Below are 20,246 nucleotides of genomic sequence, written 5' to 3' on the forward strand. Positions count from 1 at the left end.
ATGAATGACCTCGTACCTGTGAAGAATTCTGCCGATGAATCTCAACTTTGGTATGCCGAGGTTCCGCGCTCGATCAACCGGCTGATTGCCATCGGGCTGATCATGCTTCTGGTGTGCTTTGGCGGTTTTGGGGTCTGGTCGTTCAGCGCCCCTCTGGCGGCTGCGGTAATTGCACAGGGCAGCTTTGTAGCCACCGGTCGCAACAAGATCGTTCAGCATCTTGAAGGCGGCATCATTGAAGATATCAAGGTGGTCGAAGGTCAGTCGGTTCAGGCCGGGCAAGTGCTGATGACGTTGGACCAAACCTCGGCACAAGCTAATGAGCGCGAGTTGTTCATCCGCAAACTGCGCCTGCAAGCCATGACCCAACGGCTGCTGGCCGAATATGGTGAACAAGACCGACTTGTCTTTTCACCTGATCTTGTCGAGGCATCCGATGACGTCGAAGTCATGGCAATTCTCGATGGACAAAAGCTCAGTTTTGACGTGTCGCGCAAGACGTTGCTGAATGATGTCGCATTGCTTGAGCGGAACATGGAAGCGTTGAAAATCAGGTCCAGCGGCTTTGAGGCTCAGTTGGACAGCATGATGCGGCGCGCCGAGATTTTGCAGGAAGAATACGAGGCCAAGAGCCAACTTTACGAAAAGGGGTTGGTCCGCAAGGGTGAGCTCAACACGATCCGTCGCGTTCAGGCCGAGGCCGAAGGACAACAGGCGCGCTTGCAGGCCGAAGCCGCCGAGATCAACCAGATGCTGTTGAAATACGAAGAGCAGATCATGCGCACCCGATCTGCCTATCGTGAAGCTGCGCTGGATGAGTTGGGCGTGATCGAAGCCGATCTGGAAAGCGTGCGTGAAAAATCCCGTCAGGCCCGCAGCGTTCTGGACCGGGCGGTTGTCCGGGCCCCAGTTACCGGTACAGTCGTGCGGCTGCACTACCACACGCCGGGCGGTGTTATTGAAACTGGCGAACCCATTGCCGAGATCCTGCCTGCCGATGCCCCCCTGATCATCGAAGCGCAGATTCCCCGCACGGAAATTGACAGCGTGATCACAGGGCAGACAGCCTCGGTGCGTCTGATCGCGTTGAACCAACGCACGACCCCTGTTTTGTATGGAGAGGTTTTCTATATTTCTGCTGACGCTTTGCCTGAACAGACCACAGGCAGCCCTCAAGAAGTGTATCTGGCACGTATTTCCCTTACTCCGGATGAACTGCAACGTGTCAGCGGCTTTATCCCAACGCCCGGGATGCCCGCAGAAATCATGATCCAGACTGAAGAGAGGACCTTTGCCGCCTATATCGCGAAACCAGTGTCAGACAGCATGTCTCGTGCGTTTCGTGAGCATTGAGGTCACGGCTACACCTTCCAATTTTTGCATGTTACCCTTTTCCGGAACAGGTGAAGGAGTACACACATGCCGGTAACGGTCAAAGACATGATGGCGGCCGCCAATGCGGTGGTTGCGCGGATTGATACAGCGCAGGCGAAGACCATCCTGGAACAGGGCGGTCTGCTTCTGGACATTCGGGATGCGGCGGAATTACAAGCCACCGGCCGTGCCGCCGGGGCACATCATATCCCGCGCGGAATGCTGGAGTTCCGGGCAGACGACACGCTGCAATCCCACGACCCGGAATTACGCAAAGACCGTCCCATCATTTTACATTGTGCTTCGGGTGGGCGTGCAGCGTTGGCTGGCAAGCTGCTGAAAGACATGGGATATCAGCAGGTCTACAACCTTGGCGGTTTGGTGGATTGGGTGAACGGGGGCGGCGAACTTGTCAGCGCCTGACATATGGGCGTTTCTCATCTGACCCAAATCAAAGCAAAACACATTAGAATCGTGTGATATTTAGCTGGAAGTCACCAAAAGGAATTCCGGCCATGTTTCGCCTTGCCGCTATGCTGTATTCACTGATCGCAACTGCCCTGTCGGGCTCGGCTGTGATCGCCGTTTTGTCTGCCGGTATGGTTTCAGTCAGCGCGATTGTTGGTGGCGCAGCAGCAGGGGCCGTGCTTGCTGCGCCAGCATCCTGGATGCTTGCCAAGCGGTTGTATCAGGGCGCATGATCAAGCGTTCAGAAACGTTCTGACGGCCGCTTCAAACTCGCGCGGTTTCTCGGCGTGCAGCCAATGACCGGCTCCGGGAATTTTGGCGAACCTTGCGTTGGGAAACAGCGCGCGGATTTTGTCACGATGCTCTGGCAGAACATATTCTGATGCACCACCTGACAAAAACAGAGCGGACCCGTTCCATGAGGCATCCAAGTTGGGAAAGCCCATGATGTTGGGCATCTGGTCCGCCAATACATCCAGATTCAACAGCCAACGTTTGCCATTGATGTCCAGGGATTGCGTAAAGAAGCTCTGCAGTGCTTTTTCAACACCCAGTTCAGCCAGTTGCTGCTCTGCGTCTGACCGGCGTTCGATGCGTGAAAAATCCACTGCCCGCATGGCCTCGATGAACTGGATCTGACTATGCGTGTATTTCACTGGCGCAATGTCTGCGACCACCAGCTTGTTCACCAATGACCCGTGTTGCAGCGCCAGCGTCATCGCAGCCTTGCCGCCCATCGAATGCCCCAGCACATCGGCCTTGCCGCCGTACTGTTCGACGACTTCGGCGATATCCTGCGCCAGATGCGGATAGTCATGCTGCGGGTCCCACATGCTGCGCGCGTGATTGCGCATATCCACCGCCACGACCTGCCGTTCGTCCGAAAGCCGTTTGGCAATCACACCCCAGTTGCGGGCGGATCCATAAAGGCCATGTGCAATGATAAGCGGCGGAAGGGCGGTTGGTTCGCCATGTATTATTGTATTCAACATGTCCCGAGTGATACCCGCACGCGCTGCGGACGACTAGCCCCATTGTAGGTCTTTGAGCCAAAGGCTAGATTGCCGCGTTAGGAGGTCCCATGTCGCAGGACACAGACATTCAAACCCGGATTGCCGAGACCGTAGCCTTGCTGCGCGCCAAGCTTGGCGTGCGGGACAAAACGCTTGAGGCGTCGATCCGAAAAGCCAAGCGACGCCTGCCGCGACGTGTTTACAAACAAGCCATGGTGTTGGCACGGTCCGAGGCGATGGCTGCGCATCCCAAGCTGAGGCAGGTACTGGACACACCCAAGCTGATCCGCGCGTCTGATGTTGTGCAAGGACATCTCAGCGCGATCAATCTGGCCGACCGCAGATGGGGCTGGTTTTTGGGAATGCTGGGTGGGTTGGCCTTTAACTTGCTGGCACTGACGACACTGCTGCTGGTTTTTCTGTGGTGGCGTGGCTTGATCTGACCTTGGGTTCCGGATTATGCGCAGGGATCTGAACGTGGTTCAAGCTCTGAGGGCGCAATGGCAACCAAAGCACAAATCCGGCGAGAACAGTTGCGCGAAAAACTGGTTGAGGCGGCCGAGATACGCATCGATCAAAACAGTCTAAGCGACCTTCGTGCACGCGATTTGGCCAAAGATGCTGGATGCGCATTGGGTGCCATATACAACGTGTTTGAAGATCTGAACGCGATTGTCATGGCTGTAAACGGGCGTACGTTCAAACGTCTTGGGCAAGCTGTCGGAACGTCTTTTGACGGCAGTGAGCCACCGGTGCAACGCCTGATTGTCATGAGCACGGCTTACCTGCATTTCGCCGACGATAACGCCAACCTGTGGCGGGCTTTGTTTGATCTGCAGATGCCGAATGATGGCTCGGTACCCGATTGGTATCGCAGCGCGTTGAAAGACCTGTTTTCCTTTATTGCCGAACCTGTCAGCGAGTTGTTCCCCGAATTGGATCGGAGCGAGATGGATTTGATGACACGGGCGCTGTTCTCATCGGTGCACGGAATCGTCACCCTTGGTTTAGAGAACCGTATCTCGCGCGTGCCGCCTGAACAGATTGAACGCATGATCGCGCAGGTTCTTTCACGAATTGGAAACAAATAGTGTTCTTGAACACCGTTCATAAAAATACTTGAACGCTGTTCATGAAATTGCTATTTCCGAGTTATGAACGATGTTCATGAATTTGGAGGATCACATGTTCAATACATTGAAGACCCTGATGAATGGTGCAAATGCCCGGGCCGAAGACAGGCTGCGCGATAGTTTTTCAATTGAGCTGATTGACCAGAAAATCCGGGAGGCCGACCAAAACCTTAAGGCCGCCAAGTTGACGCTTGCCAGCCTGATCCAGAAGCAACGCGGTGAAACCCGCCAAATCGAAACCTTGCAGGCCCGCATCCAGGACTTGATGGATAGGACCCGTCAGGCGCTGGCAGATGATCAGCAGGACCTTGTTCAAAGCGCGGCGCAGGCGGTTGCGGATTTGGAAAACGAATTGGCGTTGCGCCAGCAAACCGTCGACCGGCTTGAGGCGCGTATCTTGCAACTGCGCCACTCGGTGCAGACGGCCAACCGCCGCATTCTGGATCTCAAACAAGGCGCGATCTCGGCGCGAGCGGTGAAACGAGAGCAGGGGCTGCAAAAGCGGCTGAACCGTCACTTGGGTGGCACCAGCCCGGCGGAAGAAGCAGAAGAGCTGATCGCCCGAGTGATGTCTCAGGATGACCCGTTCGAACAATCCGAAATCCTGCGCGAGATCGATGCGGGCTTGGATCACAGCACCGTGGCCCAACGGATGGAAGAGGCCGGGTATGGCCCCAAAACCCGCTCTAGCGCAGCGGAAGTTCTGAGCCGCCTTAAGGCTCAATCCTGAAACTGACGAACCCGTATTTTGACTAAGGAGACTTCAAATGACCAATCGTGGTGAAAACAACTTGATCCTGATGCTGAACGGTGCTGGCGTGGCTGTGGCTTACCTGTTGCTGGGCATCTCTTTGTACTTGTCTACCGACGTGCCGCTGGCGACCAAGGGTTACTGGGGTATGGGCATTGTTTTGCTGACACTCAGCCTGATCAATGTTGTGAAATACCGCTTTGACAGCCGCTCGGCTGAGGATCGCATCAACAGGATCGAAGAGGCGCGAAACGAGAAGCTGCTTGAAGATGCTTTGAAAGAGGCCGAGGGCGAGGTCTGATCCCACCCGTTCCGGCCGTTGCGTTTGGCCCGAGCCTTAGTAAGAAAAACGGCGCCTCAGAGGCGCCGTTATCATTTGTGTTTTATAGATTACAAGTTCGGATAGATTGGGAAGCGGGCGCAGAGGTCTGCGACCTCGGCTTTGACCTTGGCTTCGACAGCGCCGTTGCCGTCTTCGCCGTTGGCCGCCAGGCCGTCGACCACTTCGATGATCCAATCGGCGATCTGGCGGAACTCGACCTCGCCAAAGCCGCGGGTGGTGCCTGCGGGCGAACCCAGACGAATGCCCGAGGTAACGGTCGGCTTTTCGGGGTCAAACGGTACGCCGTTCTTGTTGCAGGTGATATGCGCCCGCCCCAGAGCCTTCTCGGTTGCATTGCCCTTCACGCCCTTAGGGCGCAGGTCGACCAGCACCACATGGGTGTCGGTGCCGTGGGTCACCGTGTCCAGACCGCCCTTGATCAGCTGGTCCGACAGCGCTTGCGCGTTGGTAATGACCTGCTGGATATAGGTTTTGAACTCGGGCCGCAGGGCTTCGCCAAAGGCCACGGCCTTACCGGCGATCACATGCATCAGCGGGCCACCCTGAATGCCGGGGAAGATCGCCGAATTCACTTTCTTAGCGATATCTTCATCATTGGTCAGGATCATACCCCCACGCGGTCCACGCAAGGTCTTGTGGGTCGTCGTGGTCGCCACATGCGCATGCGGGAAGGGGCTGGGGTGCTCACCCGCCGCAACCAGACCGGCGAAATGCGCCATGTCTACGTGCAGATAGGCACCCACCATGTCGGCGATCTGGCGCATGCGGGCAAAGTCGATCTGGCGCGGGATAGCCGAGCCGCCGGCGATGATCAGCTTGGGCTGGTGCTCTTTCGCCAGCGCCTCGACCTGATCATAGTCCAGCATGTTGTCTTCTTTGCGGACGCCGTATTGCACCGCGTTGAACCACTTGCCCGACTGGTTCGGGCGCGCGCCGTGGGTCAGGTGACCACCGGCATCCAGGCTCATGCCCAGAATGGTGTCACCGGGCTGGATCAGCGCCTGGAACACACCCTGGTTGGCCTGAGAGCCCGAGTTCGGCTGCACGTTGGCAAAGCCGCAGCCAAACAGTTCCTTGGCCCGGTCGATGGCCAGGTTCTCGGCAATATCGACAAACTGGCAACCGCCATAGTAGCGCCGACCGGGATAACCTTCGGCGTATTTGTTGGTCATCACCGAGCCCTGCGCTTCCATCACGGCGGCAGAGACGATGTTCTCGGATGCGATCAGCTCGATCTCGTCGCGCTGACGGCCCAGCTCGGACGTGATCGAGCCAAAAAGCTCAGGGTCACGATCCGACAGGGACTGGGTGAAAAATCCGGTGTCACGAAGGTTGGCGTTCATGGGCGCTCCACATGGCTGGGTAAAAACTTGCGGATTTCCTATCGGAAACGCTGCATCTTCAAAAGCTGTAAAGCGACGATTTGGTCCGCTGGGGCGTCAAGACTGGCCTATTGGGGAAAGGTATGTTTGTTTCGGAACCAAATGTGTAGCACCGGAAACCGGAAAACATGAAAAAGAGAATCGCCTTTCTTGCCAGTGATGTCAAAGTGGCGCAGACGGCCCGGGATATTCTGGTTGCCAAACACGGAAACGCGGCACCGCGGGATGCTGATGTTGTTGTCGCTTTGGGCGGGGACGGCTTCATGTTGCGCACCCTGCACAACATGCAGCATCTTGATACACCGGTTTACGGCATGAACCGGGGCACGATCGGATTCCTGATGAACGAATATCACGAAGACGACCTTATGGCACGTCTCGAGGATGCCGAGGAAGAAGTAATCAACCCGCTTTTGATGCGGGCAATGGATCAATCCGGCACGCTGCACGAGGCGCTTGCCATTAACGAAGTGTCGCTGTTGCGGGCAGGGCCACAGGCGGCAAGGCTGAAGATCAGCGTCGATGGCCGCGTGCGGATGCCGGAACTGGTCTGCGATGGGGCTCTGTTGTCAACACCAGCCGGATCGACAGCCTATAACTATTCCGCGCACGGACCGATCCTGCCCATCGGATCGGATGTTTTGGCGTTGACGGCGATTGCCGCTTTTCGCCCCCGCCGTTGGCGCGGTGCGCTGTTGCCCAAGATCGCAAAGGTTCGGTTCGATGTTCTGGATGCGGATAAACGCCCGGTTATGGCGGATGCCGATTCCATTTCATTCCCTGAAATCGATTGGGTCGAAATCAGGTCTGAACCGGCCATCGCCCACCGTATTCTGTTTGACCCCGGCCACGGCCTTGAAGAACGCCTAATTTCTGAACAATTCACATGAATTTGAGCCGCCGCGCATTTTTTTCTGGCTTATGTGAACCAGTTCACAGGGAATTTATCGCGAATTGGCTAGGGTGAATTCACCCGGAGAACACGCCAAGGTGGGAGTGAGTGGCCACCTGAACGGCGTTTTCGAATGATTGTGCAAATTTTGCGCTGGCGAGGGTGGGTGGTGCTACGCTCGTCATCAGATTTCCGGGCTTATTTAAGCAGTCGGACCCTGGGCACAATGACCCAGGGTCTATTTTTTTTGCATTCGCCTACGTCGTGTCCATTTGTTCCCAAAGCGCGGTGCACATTTGACCCACGCGGGCTTCGATTGCTGCGGCGGCATCTACCGCCAGATCTTCGCGCCAACGATTGGCGGCAATCTGAACGTTGATTGGCTGAGGTCCCTTGGGCAAATCTGCCAGCCGCGCGGGCACGCAGGCTGCTGGTAGCCCCAAAAAGTTCATCGCATATGAATATACAGCGCAGCCCAAAACCTCATGAACACCTTCAGCCCCTTCAGTATCGCGGTCGGGCTTGAAAAAAGGCTGCGGCAGGAACGGCGACAGAACCAGCGGATAATCTTGCAAGAACAGCGACCATTCACGCGCATAGTGGCTGCGTTTGGCCAACATTTTTACCAGATCGGTTTCGACGATGGGCGGAAATTCCTGAAAGTAGACGTCGAAAATCTCTCGAATGGTTTGCGATCCCGCTGCTTCGATATCCAATTTCATCAAGGTCAGAACTTCGCCCATCAAGGTCCGATAGCCGATCCTGCCACATTCAAACACGTCTGGTGGATCAACCTCATCCACGGCATAGCCAGCATCGACCAGAGCGTCCCGTGCCGTATCAAGCGCCTTTTCGACCTCGGGATGCAGGGCATATCCAAAGGTATTTTTCGTGAACGCCACCTTGATGGGGCCGTCGGGGGCTTCACCGCGCCAAGGCATTGGCACATGGAAAGGGTCACGCGCGTCGGCCGCGATCACGCTGGGCATCGACAGGTGCAAATCCGCAGCTGAGCGTGTGATCAGGCCCTGAACGGACATCGACTGTGCCAACAGACCTCGTTCAACTTTTTGACTGGGGTTCCAGGCCGGGACACGCCCCAGCCCAGGTTTCACAGTGACTGCTCCGTTGGCCGCTGCGGGAAAGCGCAGACTGCCGCCGATATCATTGCCATGAGCCAACGCTCCGACACCTGCCATCACTGCAGCGCCCGCCCCGCCCGAAGACCCGCCGGGTGAGATATGCCGTCCCCAAGGGTTATGCGTGCGCCCATATAGCGGGTTGTCTGTGTCGGCCCGAAACGAAAACTCTGGCGTATTGGTCCGCCCGATGACAACGGCCCCAGCTTTTAGCAAATTGCTGACGACCGGCGCGTCATCCGGGGCGATCACATCTTTCAATGCCACAACGCCATTGGTGGTGGCGTGCCCTTTTTGGTCGACATTCACTTTGATCGTAACCGGTACACCATGCAGGGGCCCGGTCGGTTGATCGTTTGCACGGGCGTGATCCAGAGATTGCGCGCGTTCCAAGGCTTCGGTGCGTAGATCTTCTACAACAGCGTTCAGGTCCGGGTTGACTGCATCCATCCGGTCAATCGAAGCTTGAGCAGCCTCAGTGGCACTCAGATCACCGCGACGTGTCAGGTTGGTCAAATCTGTAGCGCTGAGACGCCAGATGTCAGAGTGTGTCATGGGCCCTCACTGTTTACAGCGAGAGTAGGGGGCCTGATCCAGGATGCAAGTGCAGACGCGAAAAGGGCGGCCTACGCCGCCCCCTAGATTACTTGGCGTAACCGATTGTTTGTAAGGCGTCCTTGATTTCATCAAGGATGACCGGATCGTCGATCGTGGCGGGCATTTTATAGTCCTGGTTGTCAGCAATAGAGACCATGGTGCCGCGCAGGATCTTACCCGAGCGTGTCTTGGGCAGCCTGTCTACTACAACGGCCAGCTTGAACGCTGCAACAGGGCCGATCTTTTCGCGCACCATCTTGACCACTTCCTGAACCACATCGCCGTGATCCCGGTCTGCGCCTGCGTTCAGGCACAGGAACCCGACCGGCATCTGACCCTTCAACTGATCCGATACGCCGATCACCGCACATTCGGCCACGTCGGGGTGGGCGGCCAGCACCTCTTCCATCCCGCCGGTCGACAGGCGGTGGCCTGCCACGTTGATGACGTCATCCGTACGCGCCATGATATAAAGGTAACCGTCCTCATCGATCATGCCTGCGTCGCCGGTTTCATAATATCCGGGGAAGTGCTCCAAATAGGATTTCTTGAACCGTGCCTCTGCGTTCCAAAGGGTGGGCAACGTGCCTGGAGGAAGCGGCAGCTTGACTGCAATGGCGCCCAGCTCCCCCGCTTTCATTGGATGACCGCCTTCGTCCAGAATTTGCACGTCATAGCCCGGCATTGGTTTGGCGGGTGAGCCCAGCTTGACCGGTAGCTCTTCGATGCCCAGCGGATTGCCAGCGATGGCCCAACCCGTTTCGGTTTGCCACCAGTGGTCGATCACCGGAACCTTCAGTGCGTCTTGCGCCCAGATGATGGTGTCGGGATCAGCGCGTTCACCGGCAAGGTAAAGGGCGCGCAGATGGGACAGGTCGTATTTGGCGATCATCTCCCCTTTTGGGTCTTCTCGTTTTACGGCCCGGATCGCTGTCGGGGCTGTGAAAAAGCTCTTGACCTTATGCTCTGAGATCACGCGCCAGAAGGTGCCAGCGTCGGGGGTGCCAACCGGTTTGCCTTCGAACACAATGGTTGTGTTGCCATGGATGAGCGGTGCGTAGCAGATGTATGAATGGCCCACGACCCAGCCCACATCGGATGCGGCCCAGAACACGTCGCCCGGATCGACGTTATAGATGTTCTTCATTGACCAGTTCAGCGCCACCAGATGTCCGGCAGTGGGGCGCACGACACCCTTGGGCGCGCCCGTAGTGCCAGAGGTGTAAAGGATATAGGCCGGATCATTGCCATCTACCGGCACACACTCGGCCGGTTCAACACCATATTGGAAGCCGTGCCAGTTGAAATCGCGCCCTTCGACCAGCTGGGCAACCTCTTGTTCACGCTGGAAAATGACGCAGAATTCAGGTTTGTGTTCGGCCAGGTCGATCGCACCGTCCAACAATGGTTTGTAATGCACGACACGACCCGGTTCCATCCCGCAAGATGCGGCGATGATCGCCTTTGGTTTGGCGTCATCAATCCGAACGGCCAATTCGTTGCTGGCAAACCCGCCGAACACGACCGAATGCACTGCACCCAAACGGGCGCAGGCCAGCATCGCCTCAAGCGCTTCGGGGATCATCGGCATATAGATGATGACGCGATCACCTTTCTCGACGCCTTTGGCTCGCAGCGCACCGGCAAGGTTGGCCACGCGGTTGCGCAGTTCAACATATGAAATTTCGCGTTTGGTGTGTGTAATGGGGCTGTCATAGATGATGGCGGTTTGTTCGCCGCGACCGTTTTCAACGTGGCGGTCCACAGCGTTCCAGCATGTGTTGACCCGCGCATCACTGAACCATTCATACAGTGGCGCATTTTCGTCGAACAACGCTTTGCTGGGCTCTTTTACCCAGTCGATCCCCTTGGCAGCGTCCATCCAGAACGCTTCGGGGTCAGTTTTCCAGCTGTCATAAACGTCCTGATACGCCATCTCGTCCTCCTCACAACGACTTGGACATTGTGTTAGGACCCAGAAAACTTTCGGGCAAGCGTATCAAATGACGACGCGTCAGTTTATCGCAAAATATTTGCAGGAACCCGCTGAGGGGGCTGCAAAGTTTTGCAAACCCCTTTTTCAATATCGGGAATTCGATATTTTTCAGCCCATTTTGCAAAACTGCAAACTACTTGCTGCAAAAAACACCGGGTCACGACTCACCTTAACGCGCAAGGTCTGGTCGGTGCGCGGCCTTCAGAAAATCGGGCTATGCGTGAACTGCAATAGCAGAGCGGCGGTAAACTTTTGGTAAACCGCACCCAACACTGGGGAGCGGTTTTGGTTTTCTTGCTGAGTTTGCTCAGCCGTAATGCGCAACCGGGGTGCCTGCTATGGCAGCCATATTCAGCAACCCGCGCGCTGTGATCGAAGGCGTGACAATATGAGCCTTGTTGCCCATGCCCATAAGAATGGGGCCAACTTCGATCCCGTCCGCCTTCATCTTGAGGATATTGCGCACCCCGCTGGCGGCATCCGCATGAGCAAAAATCAATACATTTGCCGCGCCCTGCAGTCGTGATCCTGGAAAGATGCGGGCCCTTAGGTCCGCATCCAATGCGGCATCCAGATTCATTTCGCCCTCGTAAACGAAATCACGCGGCTGTTGATCCAGAATGCTCAGAGCCGCGCGCAGCCGTTTGCCGGACCCTTCGGCTTGGTTTCCGAATTGTGACTGCGAGCAGAAGGCAATCTTTGGTTCGATCCCGAACCGGCGCACATGCCGCGCGGCACCAATTGTGGTTTCGGCCAATTCCTCGGGCGTGGGCAGTTGACGAACATGGGTGTCGGCGATGAACAAGGGCCCGTCCTCCAAAATCATCAGAGACAAAGCGCCATGCGGACGTAGGTCGCCTTCGTCCAACACCTGTTCCACGTAGTTCAGATGCCAGCGATATTCGCCGAATGTGCCACAGATCATGCTGTCAGCCTCACCGCGATGGACCATGATTGCGCCAATCGCTGTGGTGTTGGTGCGCATGATCGCCTTGGCCAAATCCGGTGTGACACCACGGCGTTGCATGATCTGATGATACGAGTTCCAGTAATCATAATACCGCGGATCGTTTTCCGGGTTCACGATCTGGCAATCCGTTCCAGGGCGGATGGTTAGGCCGAGCCGTTCACAGCGTGCTTCGATCACTTCTGGGCGCCCGATCAGGATTGGTGTTTCAGTTGTCTCTTCCAAGATGGCTTGAGCGGCCCGGAGCACGCGTTCGTCCTCACCCTCGGCAAAGACGATCCGGCGGGAGGCAGCTGCTGCAGCCTCGAACACGGGGCGCATCAGAAGGGCAGACTTGAAGACGGTTTGGTTCAGCTTTTCCTTATAGGCTTCCAGATCCTCGATTGGCCTCTTGGCGACGCCGCTATCCATGGCCGCCTTTGCCACAGACGAAGAGACCACACCAACCAGACGAGGGTCGAAAGGTTTGGGGATCAGGTAATCTGGACCAAATGTCAGCTGTTCGCCTTTGTAAGCTGCGGCAGCCTCAGCGCTGGTTGTCGCGCGCGCCATTTCGGCGATACCGTCGACACAGGCAATCTGCATCTCATCATTGATCTCGGTTGCACCTACATCCAGCGCGCCCCGAAAAATAAAGGGGAAACACAGTACGTTATTGACCTGATTGGGAAAATCGCTGCGCCCTGTGGCGATGATCGCATCCGGCGCAACCTCGCGCGCGGCCTGAGGCAGGATTTCCGGCGTTGGGTTGGCCAGCGCAAAAATAATCGGGCGGCTGGCCATTTTCGCAACCATTTCGGGTTTCAGGACATTCGGGCCGCTGAGGCCCAGAAACAGGTCTGCTTCTCCGATCACGTCGTCCAAGGTCCGCAGATCCGAGTTCTGAGCGAACCGGGATTTCTGCGGGTTCATGTCCTCGGCACGACCTTCATAGACAAGCCCGTGGATATCACACAACCAGATGTTCTCGCGCTTGACGCCCAGTTTCACCAGCATGTTCAGGCAGGCAATTCCTGCGGCCCCGCCGCCGGTTGAAACGACCTTGATGTCGTCAAATGATTTCCCTGCGACATGCAAGGCGTTCTTTGCGGCCGCCCCCACGACAATGGCGGTGCCATGCTGGTCATCATGGAACACCGGAATGTTCATGCGTTCGCGGCACAATTTCTCGACTATGAAGCAGTCGGGGGCCTTAATATCCTCAAGATTGATCGCGCCAAATGTCGGTTCCAGCGCGCAAACGATGTCCGCCAGTTTTTCGGGGTCGGGTTGGTCGACTTCGATATCAAAGCAATCGATGCCTGCGAACTTTTTGAACAGGACGGCCTTGCCCTCCATCACCGGTTTCGAGGCAAGCGCTCCGATATTCCCCAGCCCGAGAACAGCAGTGCCGTTGGACACCACCGCAACAAGATTTCCACGTGCGGTGTAACGCTCGGCATTTGCGGCATCGGCTTTGATTTCAAGACAGGCCTCAGCCACGCCGGGCGAATAGGCCCGAGCCAGATCGCGCCCGTTGGCCATTGGCTTTGTGGCCTTGATCTCAAGCTTTCCGGGCTTCGGATGTGCGTGATATTCAAGCGCAGCCTGTCTCAAACTGGGGGTGTCAGGCATCGGTTTTTCTTCTCCCTAAAAAATATAATTTAACCTTAAACTATTTCTTCAGGCTTGGCTACGTTGCGTCACTTCGGCGAGTTGTCGCAACTGTGAGGCGTCTGCGGATTGAATTTTGTCGCAAAACATTTACATACGGGCAACTTTGCGATTCAATGACCACACAGGCAAGAAGCAGCAGTAATGACAATCAAGCTAAGTGATCAAGCCGAGGGCTTCTCGTCCGGCTTTTCTGCACATGCTGGCTATTCTCGGCTGGCGTTGAGGGGCGTGGTGGCATTGGCGTGCGCTCTCGTTGGCGTTGTTCTCGTCTGGCCCGAGTTCGCAGCGACGTTTAATCAGGAAGGTGGCCCGATCGAAACACTCTCTGCCGCTGGTTTGTTTGTCGCAGGTCTTGCTGCGCTGTGGCGCTATCGTGGTATCTCGCGTGCATATATTGGCCTGACCTGCCTTTTGCTGGCCGAGCGCGAATTAGAGGCTGACATCTATTCCGAGGGTAGTCTACCGTTCACGATCCTTCACGGTTTAGACGTTTTTTTAGATGTCACCTGGGTCAGGGTTGCTTTGGTCATCCTTGTGCTCGGTGGTGCCGTCTGGCACGGCATTCCGACAGGTTGGCGCGCGTTCAAACAACGCAACCTTTCCTTAATGGTGTTTATCGCGGCGGGGTCTGCTGCTGTCATCGCCCAACTTCTGGAAGAGTTTTCGGGATTATATGCTGGTGCTTTGTCAGACCTCATGATGGTGCGCCTTTTTGTGCTGGAAGAAACGCTCGAGATGTTCTTTTCGATTGGCATTTTGGTCGCTGTTCTGATCGGATGGCCCAAAGCACAATCCAACGGAACACCCAATGACCAAGACAGCCGGGCCATCGCAGACATACGCTGAATTTCGCCAGCCCACGCAGGAGTTGCGTGACGACATCCCCTTTTACACAAAGACATTAGGGATGAAGATGGACATGATCTATCCTGCAGACGATCCGCGAATAGCGGTGTTCTCAGGTCATGGGTTGCGCTTGCGCATCGAAAAGGATGCACCCGAAAGCGCCGGAACGCTGCGTATCCTGACCGATGACCCCGAAGGTTTCGCCAATGGTGAACGCGTTCTTGTTGCGCCCAACGGCACCCGTGTTGAAATCGAAGAGCGTAACCCCCCGTTAGTAATGCCTGTAACGGTTCATTCCTTTGTGGTGCGCAGGCTCAAGGATCAGGCACCTTGGATCATTGGCCGCGCCGGGATGCACTACCGCGATCTGGTGCCAGACCGCTTGGGTGGATCGATCATCGCCAGCCATATTCGTATCCCCGACGGTGGCCCGGTGCCTGACATGGTACATTTTCACAAGGTTGGGTTTCAGCTGATCTTCTGCATCCACGGATGGGTTGATGTCGTCTATGAAGATCAAGGTGAGAAAATGCGCCTGACCGCTGGCGATTGCTTTATCCAGCCGCCGGAAATTCGTCATCGCGTGCTGGAAGCATCCGATAACGTTCAGGTCATTGAGATCGGTGTGCCGGCAGAACATGTCACGGAAATCGACCATGACATGCAGCTCCCAACCCCGCATTTTCGTCCCGATCGGGAATGGCAGGGACAACGCTTTGTCTACAATCAGGCGAAGGATGCCGAATGGGCGCCTTTCCGTTTGCCAGGTTACATCTGCCGCGACACAACGATTGCCGAAAACACCAAGGGTGTCGCCGGGGTTCAGGTCGTGCGCAAAGGGCAGGGTGATCCGGAATGGGCCAGTCATGACACCGATATCCATTTTACCTTTGTGATGGACGGCCAAGTGACGCTGGAAGGCGAAGACCGCGAGCCATACCGGCTGGAGCAAGGCGACGCATTCGTCATTCCACCGGGCATGCGTACGCGCCTGTCCACGCCGTCGGACGATGTCGAATTGCTGGAAGTCACCTTGCCCGGTACCTTCACCACTGCGCTTGGGTGACTGAAAAACAAGGGAAGGGGGGCTTCTATTCCCCCACCTTTTTCCGGTAGGGTCCAATTTTCTGACCAGATGATCAAAAATAGGGAATCGCCATGTCGCTGAAAGACGCTGCTTTGTCCGTCCGGGAAAACGCCTATGCGCCTTATTCGAACTTCAAGGTCGGCGCGGCGCTGCGGTCTTCCTCGGGTCAGGTTTATTCCGGTTGCAACGTCGAGAACGTCGCATACCCCGAAGGCACGTGCGCTGAGGCTGGCGCGATTGCTGCGATGGTCGCCGCGGGCGAGCAGGAACTGACCGAAGTTTATGTGGTCGCCTCTAGCCCGCAACCCGTGCCGCCTTGCGGTGGGTGCCGACAGAAACTGGCCGAGTTCGGCAAGCGCGATGTGAAAGTCACTTTGGCGACCGTGGAAGGTGCCGAGTTCGAAACCACCATCGGAGAATTGCTGCCGGGCGCGTTCGATGCGTCCCACATGGAGGATGTCTGAACGCATGGACGCCCGTTCGATCATTGCAAAACTGCGCAAGCAGCAGGTGCCGGGGCGCGAGGAACTGATCTGGTTCGCGCAAGGTCTAGCCGATGGCAGCGTCAGTGACGCGCAGGCCGGGGCCTTTGCCATGGCTGTCTGCATGGGGGGATTGGGCTCGCAGGGGCGTGCGGATCTGACGGTTGCGATGCGCGATAGCGGTGAGGTTCTCACTTGGGACGTGGACGGGCCTGTGATTGATAAACACTCGACCGGCGGGGTCGGGGATAGCGTCAGTCTGGTACTTGCCCCGGCGCTTGCGGAATGCGGGGCTTATGTTCCGATGATCTCGGGCCGTGGCTTGGGGCACACTGGTGGCACGTTGGACAAGCTTGAGGCGATACCGGGTGTCAGCACACAGATCGGGCAGGATCGCCTTGCGCAGATCTTGCGCGAAACCGGTGCGGCCATCGTGGGCGCAACAGGTCAGATCGCTCCGGCGGACAAGCGACTTTATGCGGTGCGCGACGTGACCGCGACGGTCGAAAGCCTGGATCTGATCACCGCATCAATCCTGTCCAAAAAGCTGGCTGCCAGCCCGGATGCGTTGGTTTTGGACGTCAAGGTCGGCAGCGGTGCCTTCATGAAAACGATGGAGGAAGCGAACAAGCTGGCCTTTGCATTGACTCAGACCGCGAACGCGGCCGGGTGCCGGACATCAGCCGTCATAACGGACATGAATCAGCCATTGGCACCGGCGCTTGGCAATGCGTTGGAAATTGCCGAAGTCATGAAGGTCCTGACGGGATCGCAATCTTCACCGTTGGCAGACATCTCTGCCGAGTTGGGCGGGGTATTGCTGAAGGATGCAGCAATGTGCGCGTCGGTTGAGGAGGGGCGAGAAAAAATCGCCGAAATCATTCGTGACGGGCGCGCTGCGGAGCGGTTTGGTCGCATGATGGCTGCGGTCGGCGGCCCCGTACAGTTCGTCGAGACCTGGGCCCGGTTCCTGCCAGAAGCAAGTGTCATCCAAGAAGTCTCTGCCCCGAAGGACGGCTATATTGCGGCTATCAACGGTGAGGCGCTGGGTCTTGCCGTGGTGGCGCTGGGCGGTGGTCGTCAGGTCGAAAGCGACCAGATCGACCCGGCTGTTGGGATTTCCGGCATTCTCCGGCTGGGGGATCGTGTGTCCAAAGGGGCACCCATCGCTGTAATCCATTCGGCGCGGGAGGACGCTGCGCGGCGCGCCGCTGAAAGCGTGCTTGACGCGATCACGATCAGCGATACTGCTCCGACATTGCCTGCTCTGATCCACGAAAGGATCAGCTTATGAGCCGTGCCTTTCTCGTGGTGATGGATTCCGTCGGGATTGGCGGAGCGCCGGATGCCAACCGTTTTTTCAACAGCAACGTTCCGGATACCGGCGCGAATACAGTGGGCCACATCGCGCAGGCTTGTGCCGAGGGGCGCGCGGAAGAGGGTCGTTCAGGTGCTTTGAACCTGCCGCATCTCGACGCATTGGGTCTGGGTGCGGCTGTGCGCTTGGCGTCCGGGGACACAACCCCGGGATTGAACGCAGAACCCACGGGCCTTTGGGGCTGCGCGCGAGAGCATTCGCCCGGCAAGGACACACCTTCGGGCCATTGGGAATTGGCGGGCCTACCGGTGCCATGGGATTGGCATTACTTTCCAGACACGGTTCCAGCCTTTCCAGCGGACCTGAGCCGTGCTGCGGCTGAGGCAGCGGGGACCGACGGCGTCCTTGGGGATTGTCATGCGTCGGGCACTGCGATCATCGCCGAGTTGGGTGCCGAGCACATGCGGACCGGTTGGCCGATCTGCTACACCTCTGCCGACAGCGTGTTTCAAATCGCTGCCCACGAAGAAAGCTTCGGACTAGACCGGCTGCTGGACATGTGCCGCACGCTTGCGCCGCGATTGCATGAGATGAAAGTGGGTCGTGTTATTGCGCGCCCCTTTATCGGCACGCCAGAGACGGGCTTTGAACGCACGACCAATCGCAAGGATTTCGCCATTTTGCCGCCCGCACCAGTGCTGACCAATTGGGCGCAGAATGCGGGACGGAAGGTGCACGCCGTGGGCAAGATCGGCGACATCTTTTCGATGCAGGGCATCGACACGCTGTGCAAAGGATCGGACGCCGAATTAATGCAGCACCTGTCTGATCTTGTGGATGAGGCGGAAGAAGGCAGTTTAAACTTTGCTAATTTTGTCGAATTCGACAGCCTTTACGGCCATCGCCGCGACATCAGCGGTTATGCCCGCGCTTTGGAATGGTTCGACCGCGAGATCGGAAAGATTCTGGCAAAGCTCCGCCCCGGCGACCTATTGTTGCTGACTGCTGATCATGGCAATGACCCCAGCTGGACCGGAACGGATCACACGCGTGAACAGGTGCCGGTTTTGATAGCAGGGCAAAGTGCGGGGCAAATCGGGCAAGTGGACTTTGCCGACATAGCCGCCAGCATTGCCCATCACCTGAACATTCCGGCGCAAGGGCCGGGTAGGAATTTTTTATGAGCGTCGCCGACCTTCCAAAAATCGAACTGCACCTGCATCACGAAGGCGCAGCGCCCCCCGCCTTCATCCGCCAGCTCGCGCATGAAAAACGCGTGGACCTGAGCGGCATCTTCAAGCCGGACGGATCGTATGATTTCCGCGACTTCGCGCATTTCCTGAGCGTGTATGAAGCTGCTTGCGAAGTCCTGAAAACGCCCGAAGACTTCCGGCGGCTCACTTTGGCCATTCTGGAAGAAAGCGCTGAGAATGGTGTGGTCTATTCTGAGACTTTTCTGAGCCCTGATTTCTGTGGCGGCGGCGATCTGAACGCGTGGCGCGATTATCTGAACGCCATTCAGGATGCCGCAGATGAGGCCGAGCGCAAATTCGGTATCACTCTGCGTGGCGTCATCACCTGTGTGCGCCATTTCGGTCCCGAACAGGCCAAGCGCAGCGCCCATTGTGCAGCTGAGACCGCGGGCGACTGGATCACCGGATTTGGCATGGGTGGGAACGAATCCATTGGTGCGCAAGGCGATTTCAAATGGGCCTTCGATTGCGCGCGCGAAGCCGGTCTGCGTTTGACCACTCATGCGGGTGAGTTCGGCGGCCCTGACAGCGTACGTGATGCCATCCGCGATCTGGGGGTCGAGCGCATTGGTCACGGCGTCCGCGCCGTTGAAGACCCGGACCTTGTTCGCGAGCTTGTCGACCGCGACATAACCCTCGAGGTCTGCCCGGGATCGAACGTGGTTCTTGGCCTTTTCCCTGATTTCGCGGCCCACCCGATAGCGCGCTTGCGCGACGCGGGCGTGAAGGTCACGGTATCCACAGACGACCCGCCATTTTTTCACACGACCATGCGGCGGGAATATGAGATGTTGAACGCAGCTTTCGGCTGGGAGGCCGAGGATTTTGCGGCACTGAATGAGACGGCCCTAAATGCGGCTTTCTGCGATGAAGACACCCGCGCGCGGGTCAAGAAAAGACTGGAGACATCATGAGCGAACATCTGACCGTCGTCGATCACCCGTTGGTTCAACACAAACTGACGCTCATGCGGGACAAGGGCACTTCAACGGCTGAGTTTCGGCAGTTGCTGCGCGAAATTACGCTTTTGTTGGCCTACGAGGTCACGCGCGAAATCCCGTTGACCACGCGCCATATCGAAACGCCGATGGAAGAGATGGACGCCCCCATTCTGGCGGGTAAGAAGATGGCCTTGGTGTCTATCTTGCGTGCCGGCAACGGGATGTTGGATGGCGTTCTAGAACTGGTGCCTTCAGCACGTGTCGGTTTCGTGGGTCTATACCGAGACGAAGAAACGCTGAAACCCGTTCAGTACTATTTCAAGGCACCCGAAGGGCTGAAAGACCGACTGGTCATTGCTGTTGACCCGATGCTGGCCACCGGCAACAGCTCTGCCGCCGCCATTGATCTGCTGAAAGAGGCGGGCGCGACGGATATCCGCTTCCTTTGCCTGCTGGCGGCACCCGAAGGTGTGGCGCGCATGAAAGAAGCGCACCCTGACGTGCATATTGTCACCGCCGCTTTGGACCGTGAGCTTAACTCGAAAGGCTATATTATGCCGGGTCTGGGCGATGCGGGTGACCGTATGTTTGGCACCAAGTAAGTCCGA

At 57.1% G+C, this 20,246-nt stretch carries 20 protein-coding genes; 15 read left to right on the forward strand and 5 right to left on the reverse strand.

Annotation, left to right across the window (positions count from 1 at the left end; genetic code table 11):
• From GS646_RS04925 to GS646_RS04935, 3 genes are all read left to right on the forward strand, one after another.
• Complete coding sequence (locus GS646_RS04925) at window positions 1–1,353, forward strand: HlyD family type I secretion periplasmic adaptor subunit (RefSeq protein WP_171647497.1); 1,353 nt, start codon at window positions 1–3, stop codon at window positions 1,351–1,353.
• Window positions 1,354–1,419: 66 nt separating this feature from the next.
• On the forward strand, window positions 1,420–1,797 hold the full coding sequence (locus tag GS646_RS04930) for a rhodanese-like domain-containing protein (protein ID WP_171647494.1): 378 nt from the start codon (window positions 1,420–1,422) through the stop codon (window positions 1,795–1,797).
• A gap of 92 nt (window positions 1,798–1,889) precedes the next feature.
• Window positions 1,890–2,075 carry a hypothetical protein gene (locus tag GS646_RS04935; protein ID WP_171647492.1) on the forward strand — a complete coding sequence of 62 codons (186 nt, stop codon included), beginning with the start codon at window positions 1,890–1,892 and terminating at the stop codon, window positions 2,073–2,075.
• Here GS646_RS04935 and GS646_RS04940 read toward each other — a convergent pair whose 3' ends face one another.
• Window positions 2,076–2,834 (reverse strand): alpha/beta fold hydrolase, encoded by a 759-nt coding sequence (locus tag GS646_RS04940; protein WP_171093952.1) that lies wholly within the window; start codon window positions 2,832–2,834, stop codon window positions 2,076–2,078.
• Between the two features lie 89 nt (window positions 2,835–2,923).
• Between GS646_RS04940 and GS646_RS04945 the strand changes: the two genes are divergently transcribed.
• The 4 genes from GS646_RS04945 to GS646_RS04960 all read left to right on the forward strand — a co-directional run bounded on the left by GS646_RS04945 (window position 2,924) and on the right by GS646_RS04960 (window position 5,040).
• On the forward strand, window positions 2,924–3,298 hold the full coding sequence (locus tag GS646_RS04945) for a hypothetical protein (protein WP_171093950.1): 375 nt from the start codon (window positions 2,924–2,926) through the stop codon (window positions 3,296–3,298).
• A gap of 57 nt (window positions 3,299–3,355) precedes the next feature.
• A complete protein-coding gene (locus tag GS646_RS04950; RefSeq protein ID WP_171647490.1) occupies window positions 3,356–3,946 on the forward strand; it encodes a TetR/AcrR family transcriptional regulator in 591 nt (196 codons plus the stop codon).
• A 94-nt stretch (window positions 3,947–4,040) separates the two neighbouring features.
• Window positions 4,041–4,718: a PspA/IM30 family protein gene (locus tag GS646_RS04955; protein ID WP_171647488.1), complete on the forward strand. Its 678-nt coding sequence runs from the start codon at window positions 4,041–4,043 to the stop codon at window positions 4,716–4,718.
• Window positions 4,719–4,755: 37 nt separating this feature from the next.
• Window positions 4,756–5,040 carry a hypothetical protein gene (locus GS646_RS04960; protein ID WP_171093944.1) on the forward strand — a complete coding sequence of 95 codons (285 nt, stop codon included), beginning with the start codon at window positions 4,756–4,758 and terminating at the stop codon, window positions 5,038–5,040.
• Between the two features lie 89 nt (window positions 5,041–5,129).
• Here GS646_RS04960 and glyA read toward each other — a convergent pair whose 3' ends face one another.
• Window positions 5,130–6,425, reverse strand: coding sequence for a serine hydroxymethyltransferase (gene glyA, locus GS646_RS04965; protein ID WP_171644509.1), 1,296 nt, complete (start codon window positions 6,423–6,425; stop codon window positions 5,130–5,132).
• A gap of 167 nt (window positions 6,426–6,592) precedes the next feature.
• Here glyA and GS646_RS04970 point away from each other — a divergent pair, with 167 nt between their 5' ends.
• Entirely contained in the window at window positions 6,593–7,354 is a 762-nt protein-coding gene (locus GS646_RS04970) for an NAD kinase (protein WP_171091113.1), read from the forward strand.
• A 259-nt stretch (window positions 7,355–7,613) separates the two neighbouring features.
• Here GS646_RS04970 and GS646_RS04975 read toward each other — a convergent pair whose 3' ends face one another.
• The 3 genes from GS646_RS04975 to GS646_RS04985 all read right to left on the reverse strand — a co-directional run bounded on the left by GS646_RS04975 (window position 7,614) and on the right by GS646_RS04985 (window position 13,669).
• Complete coding sequence (locus tag GS646_RS04975) at window positions 7,614–9,050, reverse strand: amidase family protein (RefSeq protein WP_171647735.1); 1,437 nt, start codon at window positions 9,048–9,050, stop codon at window positions 7,614–7,616.
• A gap of 88 nt (window positions 9,051–9,138) precedes the next feature.
• A complete protein-coding gene (gene prpE, locus GS646_RS04980) occupies window positions 9,139–11,028 on the reverse strand; it encodes a propionate-CoA ligase PrpE (protein WP_171647733.1) in 1,890 nt (629 codons plus the stop codon).
• Between the two features lie 367 nt (window positions 11,029–11,395).
• Complete coding sequence (locus tag GS646_RS04985) at window positions 11,396–13,669, reverse strand: NADP-dependent malic enzyme (RefSeq protein WP_171647731.1); 2,274 nt, start codon at window positions 13,667–13,669, stop codon at window positions 11,396–11,398.
• A gap of 183 nt (window positions 13,670–13,852) precedes the next feature.
• Here GS646_RS04985 and GS646_RS04990 point away from each other — a divergent pair, with 183 nt between their 5' ends.
• From GS646_RS04990 to upp, 7 genes are all read left to right on the forward strand, one after another.
• On the forward strand, window positions 13,853–14,557 hold the full coding sequence (locus GS646_RS04990; RefSeq protein WP_171186224.1) for a hypothetical protein: 705 nt from the start codon (window positions 13,853–13,855) through the stop codon (window positions 14,555–14,557).
• Window positions 14,520–15,623: a cupin domain-containing protein gene (locus GS646_RS04995; protein ID WP_171186222.1), complete on the forward strand. Its 1,104-nt coding sequence runs from the start codon at window positions 14,520–14,522 to the stop codon at window positions 15,621–15,623. Before GS646_RS04990 ends, GS646_RS04995 begins: the two co-directional genes overlap by 38 nt.
• Window positions 15,624–15,715: 92 nt before the next feature.
• Window positions 15,716–16,108, forward strand: a complete 393-nt coding sequence (locus tag GS646_RS05000; protein ID WP_171186207.1) for a cytidine deaminase — start codon at window positions 15,716–15,718, stop codon at window positions 16,106–16,108.
• A 4-nt stretch (window positions 16,109–16,112) separates the two neighbouring features.
• A complete protein-coding gene (locus GS646_RS05005; protein ID WP_171186205.1) occupies window positions 16,113–17,420 on the forward strand; it encodes a thymidine phosphorylase in 1,308 nt (435 codons plus the stop codon).
• A complete protein-coding gene (locus GS646_RS05010) occupies window positions 17,417–18,628 on the forward strand; it encodes a phosphopentomutase (RefSeq protein WP_171186203.1) in 1,212 nt (403 codons plus the stop codon). Before GS646_RS05005 ends, GS646_RS05010 begins: the two co-directional genes overlap by 4 nt.
• The gene (locus GS646_RS05015) at window positions 18,625–19,611 is read left to right on the forward strand and encodes an adenosine deaminase (protein ID WP_171186201.1); all 987 of its coding nucleotides are present in this window, start codon (window positions 18,625–18,627) and stop codon (window positions 19,609–19,611) included. Before GS646_RS05010 ends, GS646_RS05015 begins: the two co-directional genes overlap by 4 nt.
• Window positions 19,608–20,240: a uracil phosphoribosyltransferase gene (upp, locus tag GS646_RS05020; protein ID WP_171177569.1), complete on the forward strand. Its 633-nt coding sequence runs from the start codon at window positions 19,608–19,610 to the stop codon at window positions 20,238–20,240. Before GS646_RS05015 ends, upp begins: the two co-directional genes overlap by 4 nt.
• Window positions 20,241–20,246: the final 6 nt, after the last annotated feature.

It is taken from the genome of Ruegeria sp. HKCCD4315 (genome assembly GCF_013112245.1).
In the GTDB taxonomy this organism is placed as follows: Bacteria; Pseudomonadota; Alphaproteobacteria; order Rhodobacterales; family Rhodobacteraceae; genus Ruegeria.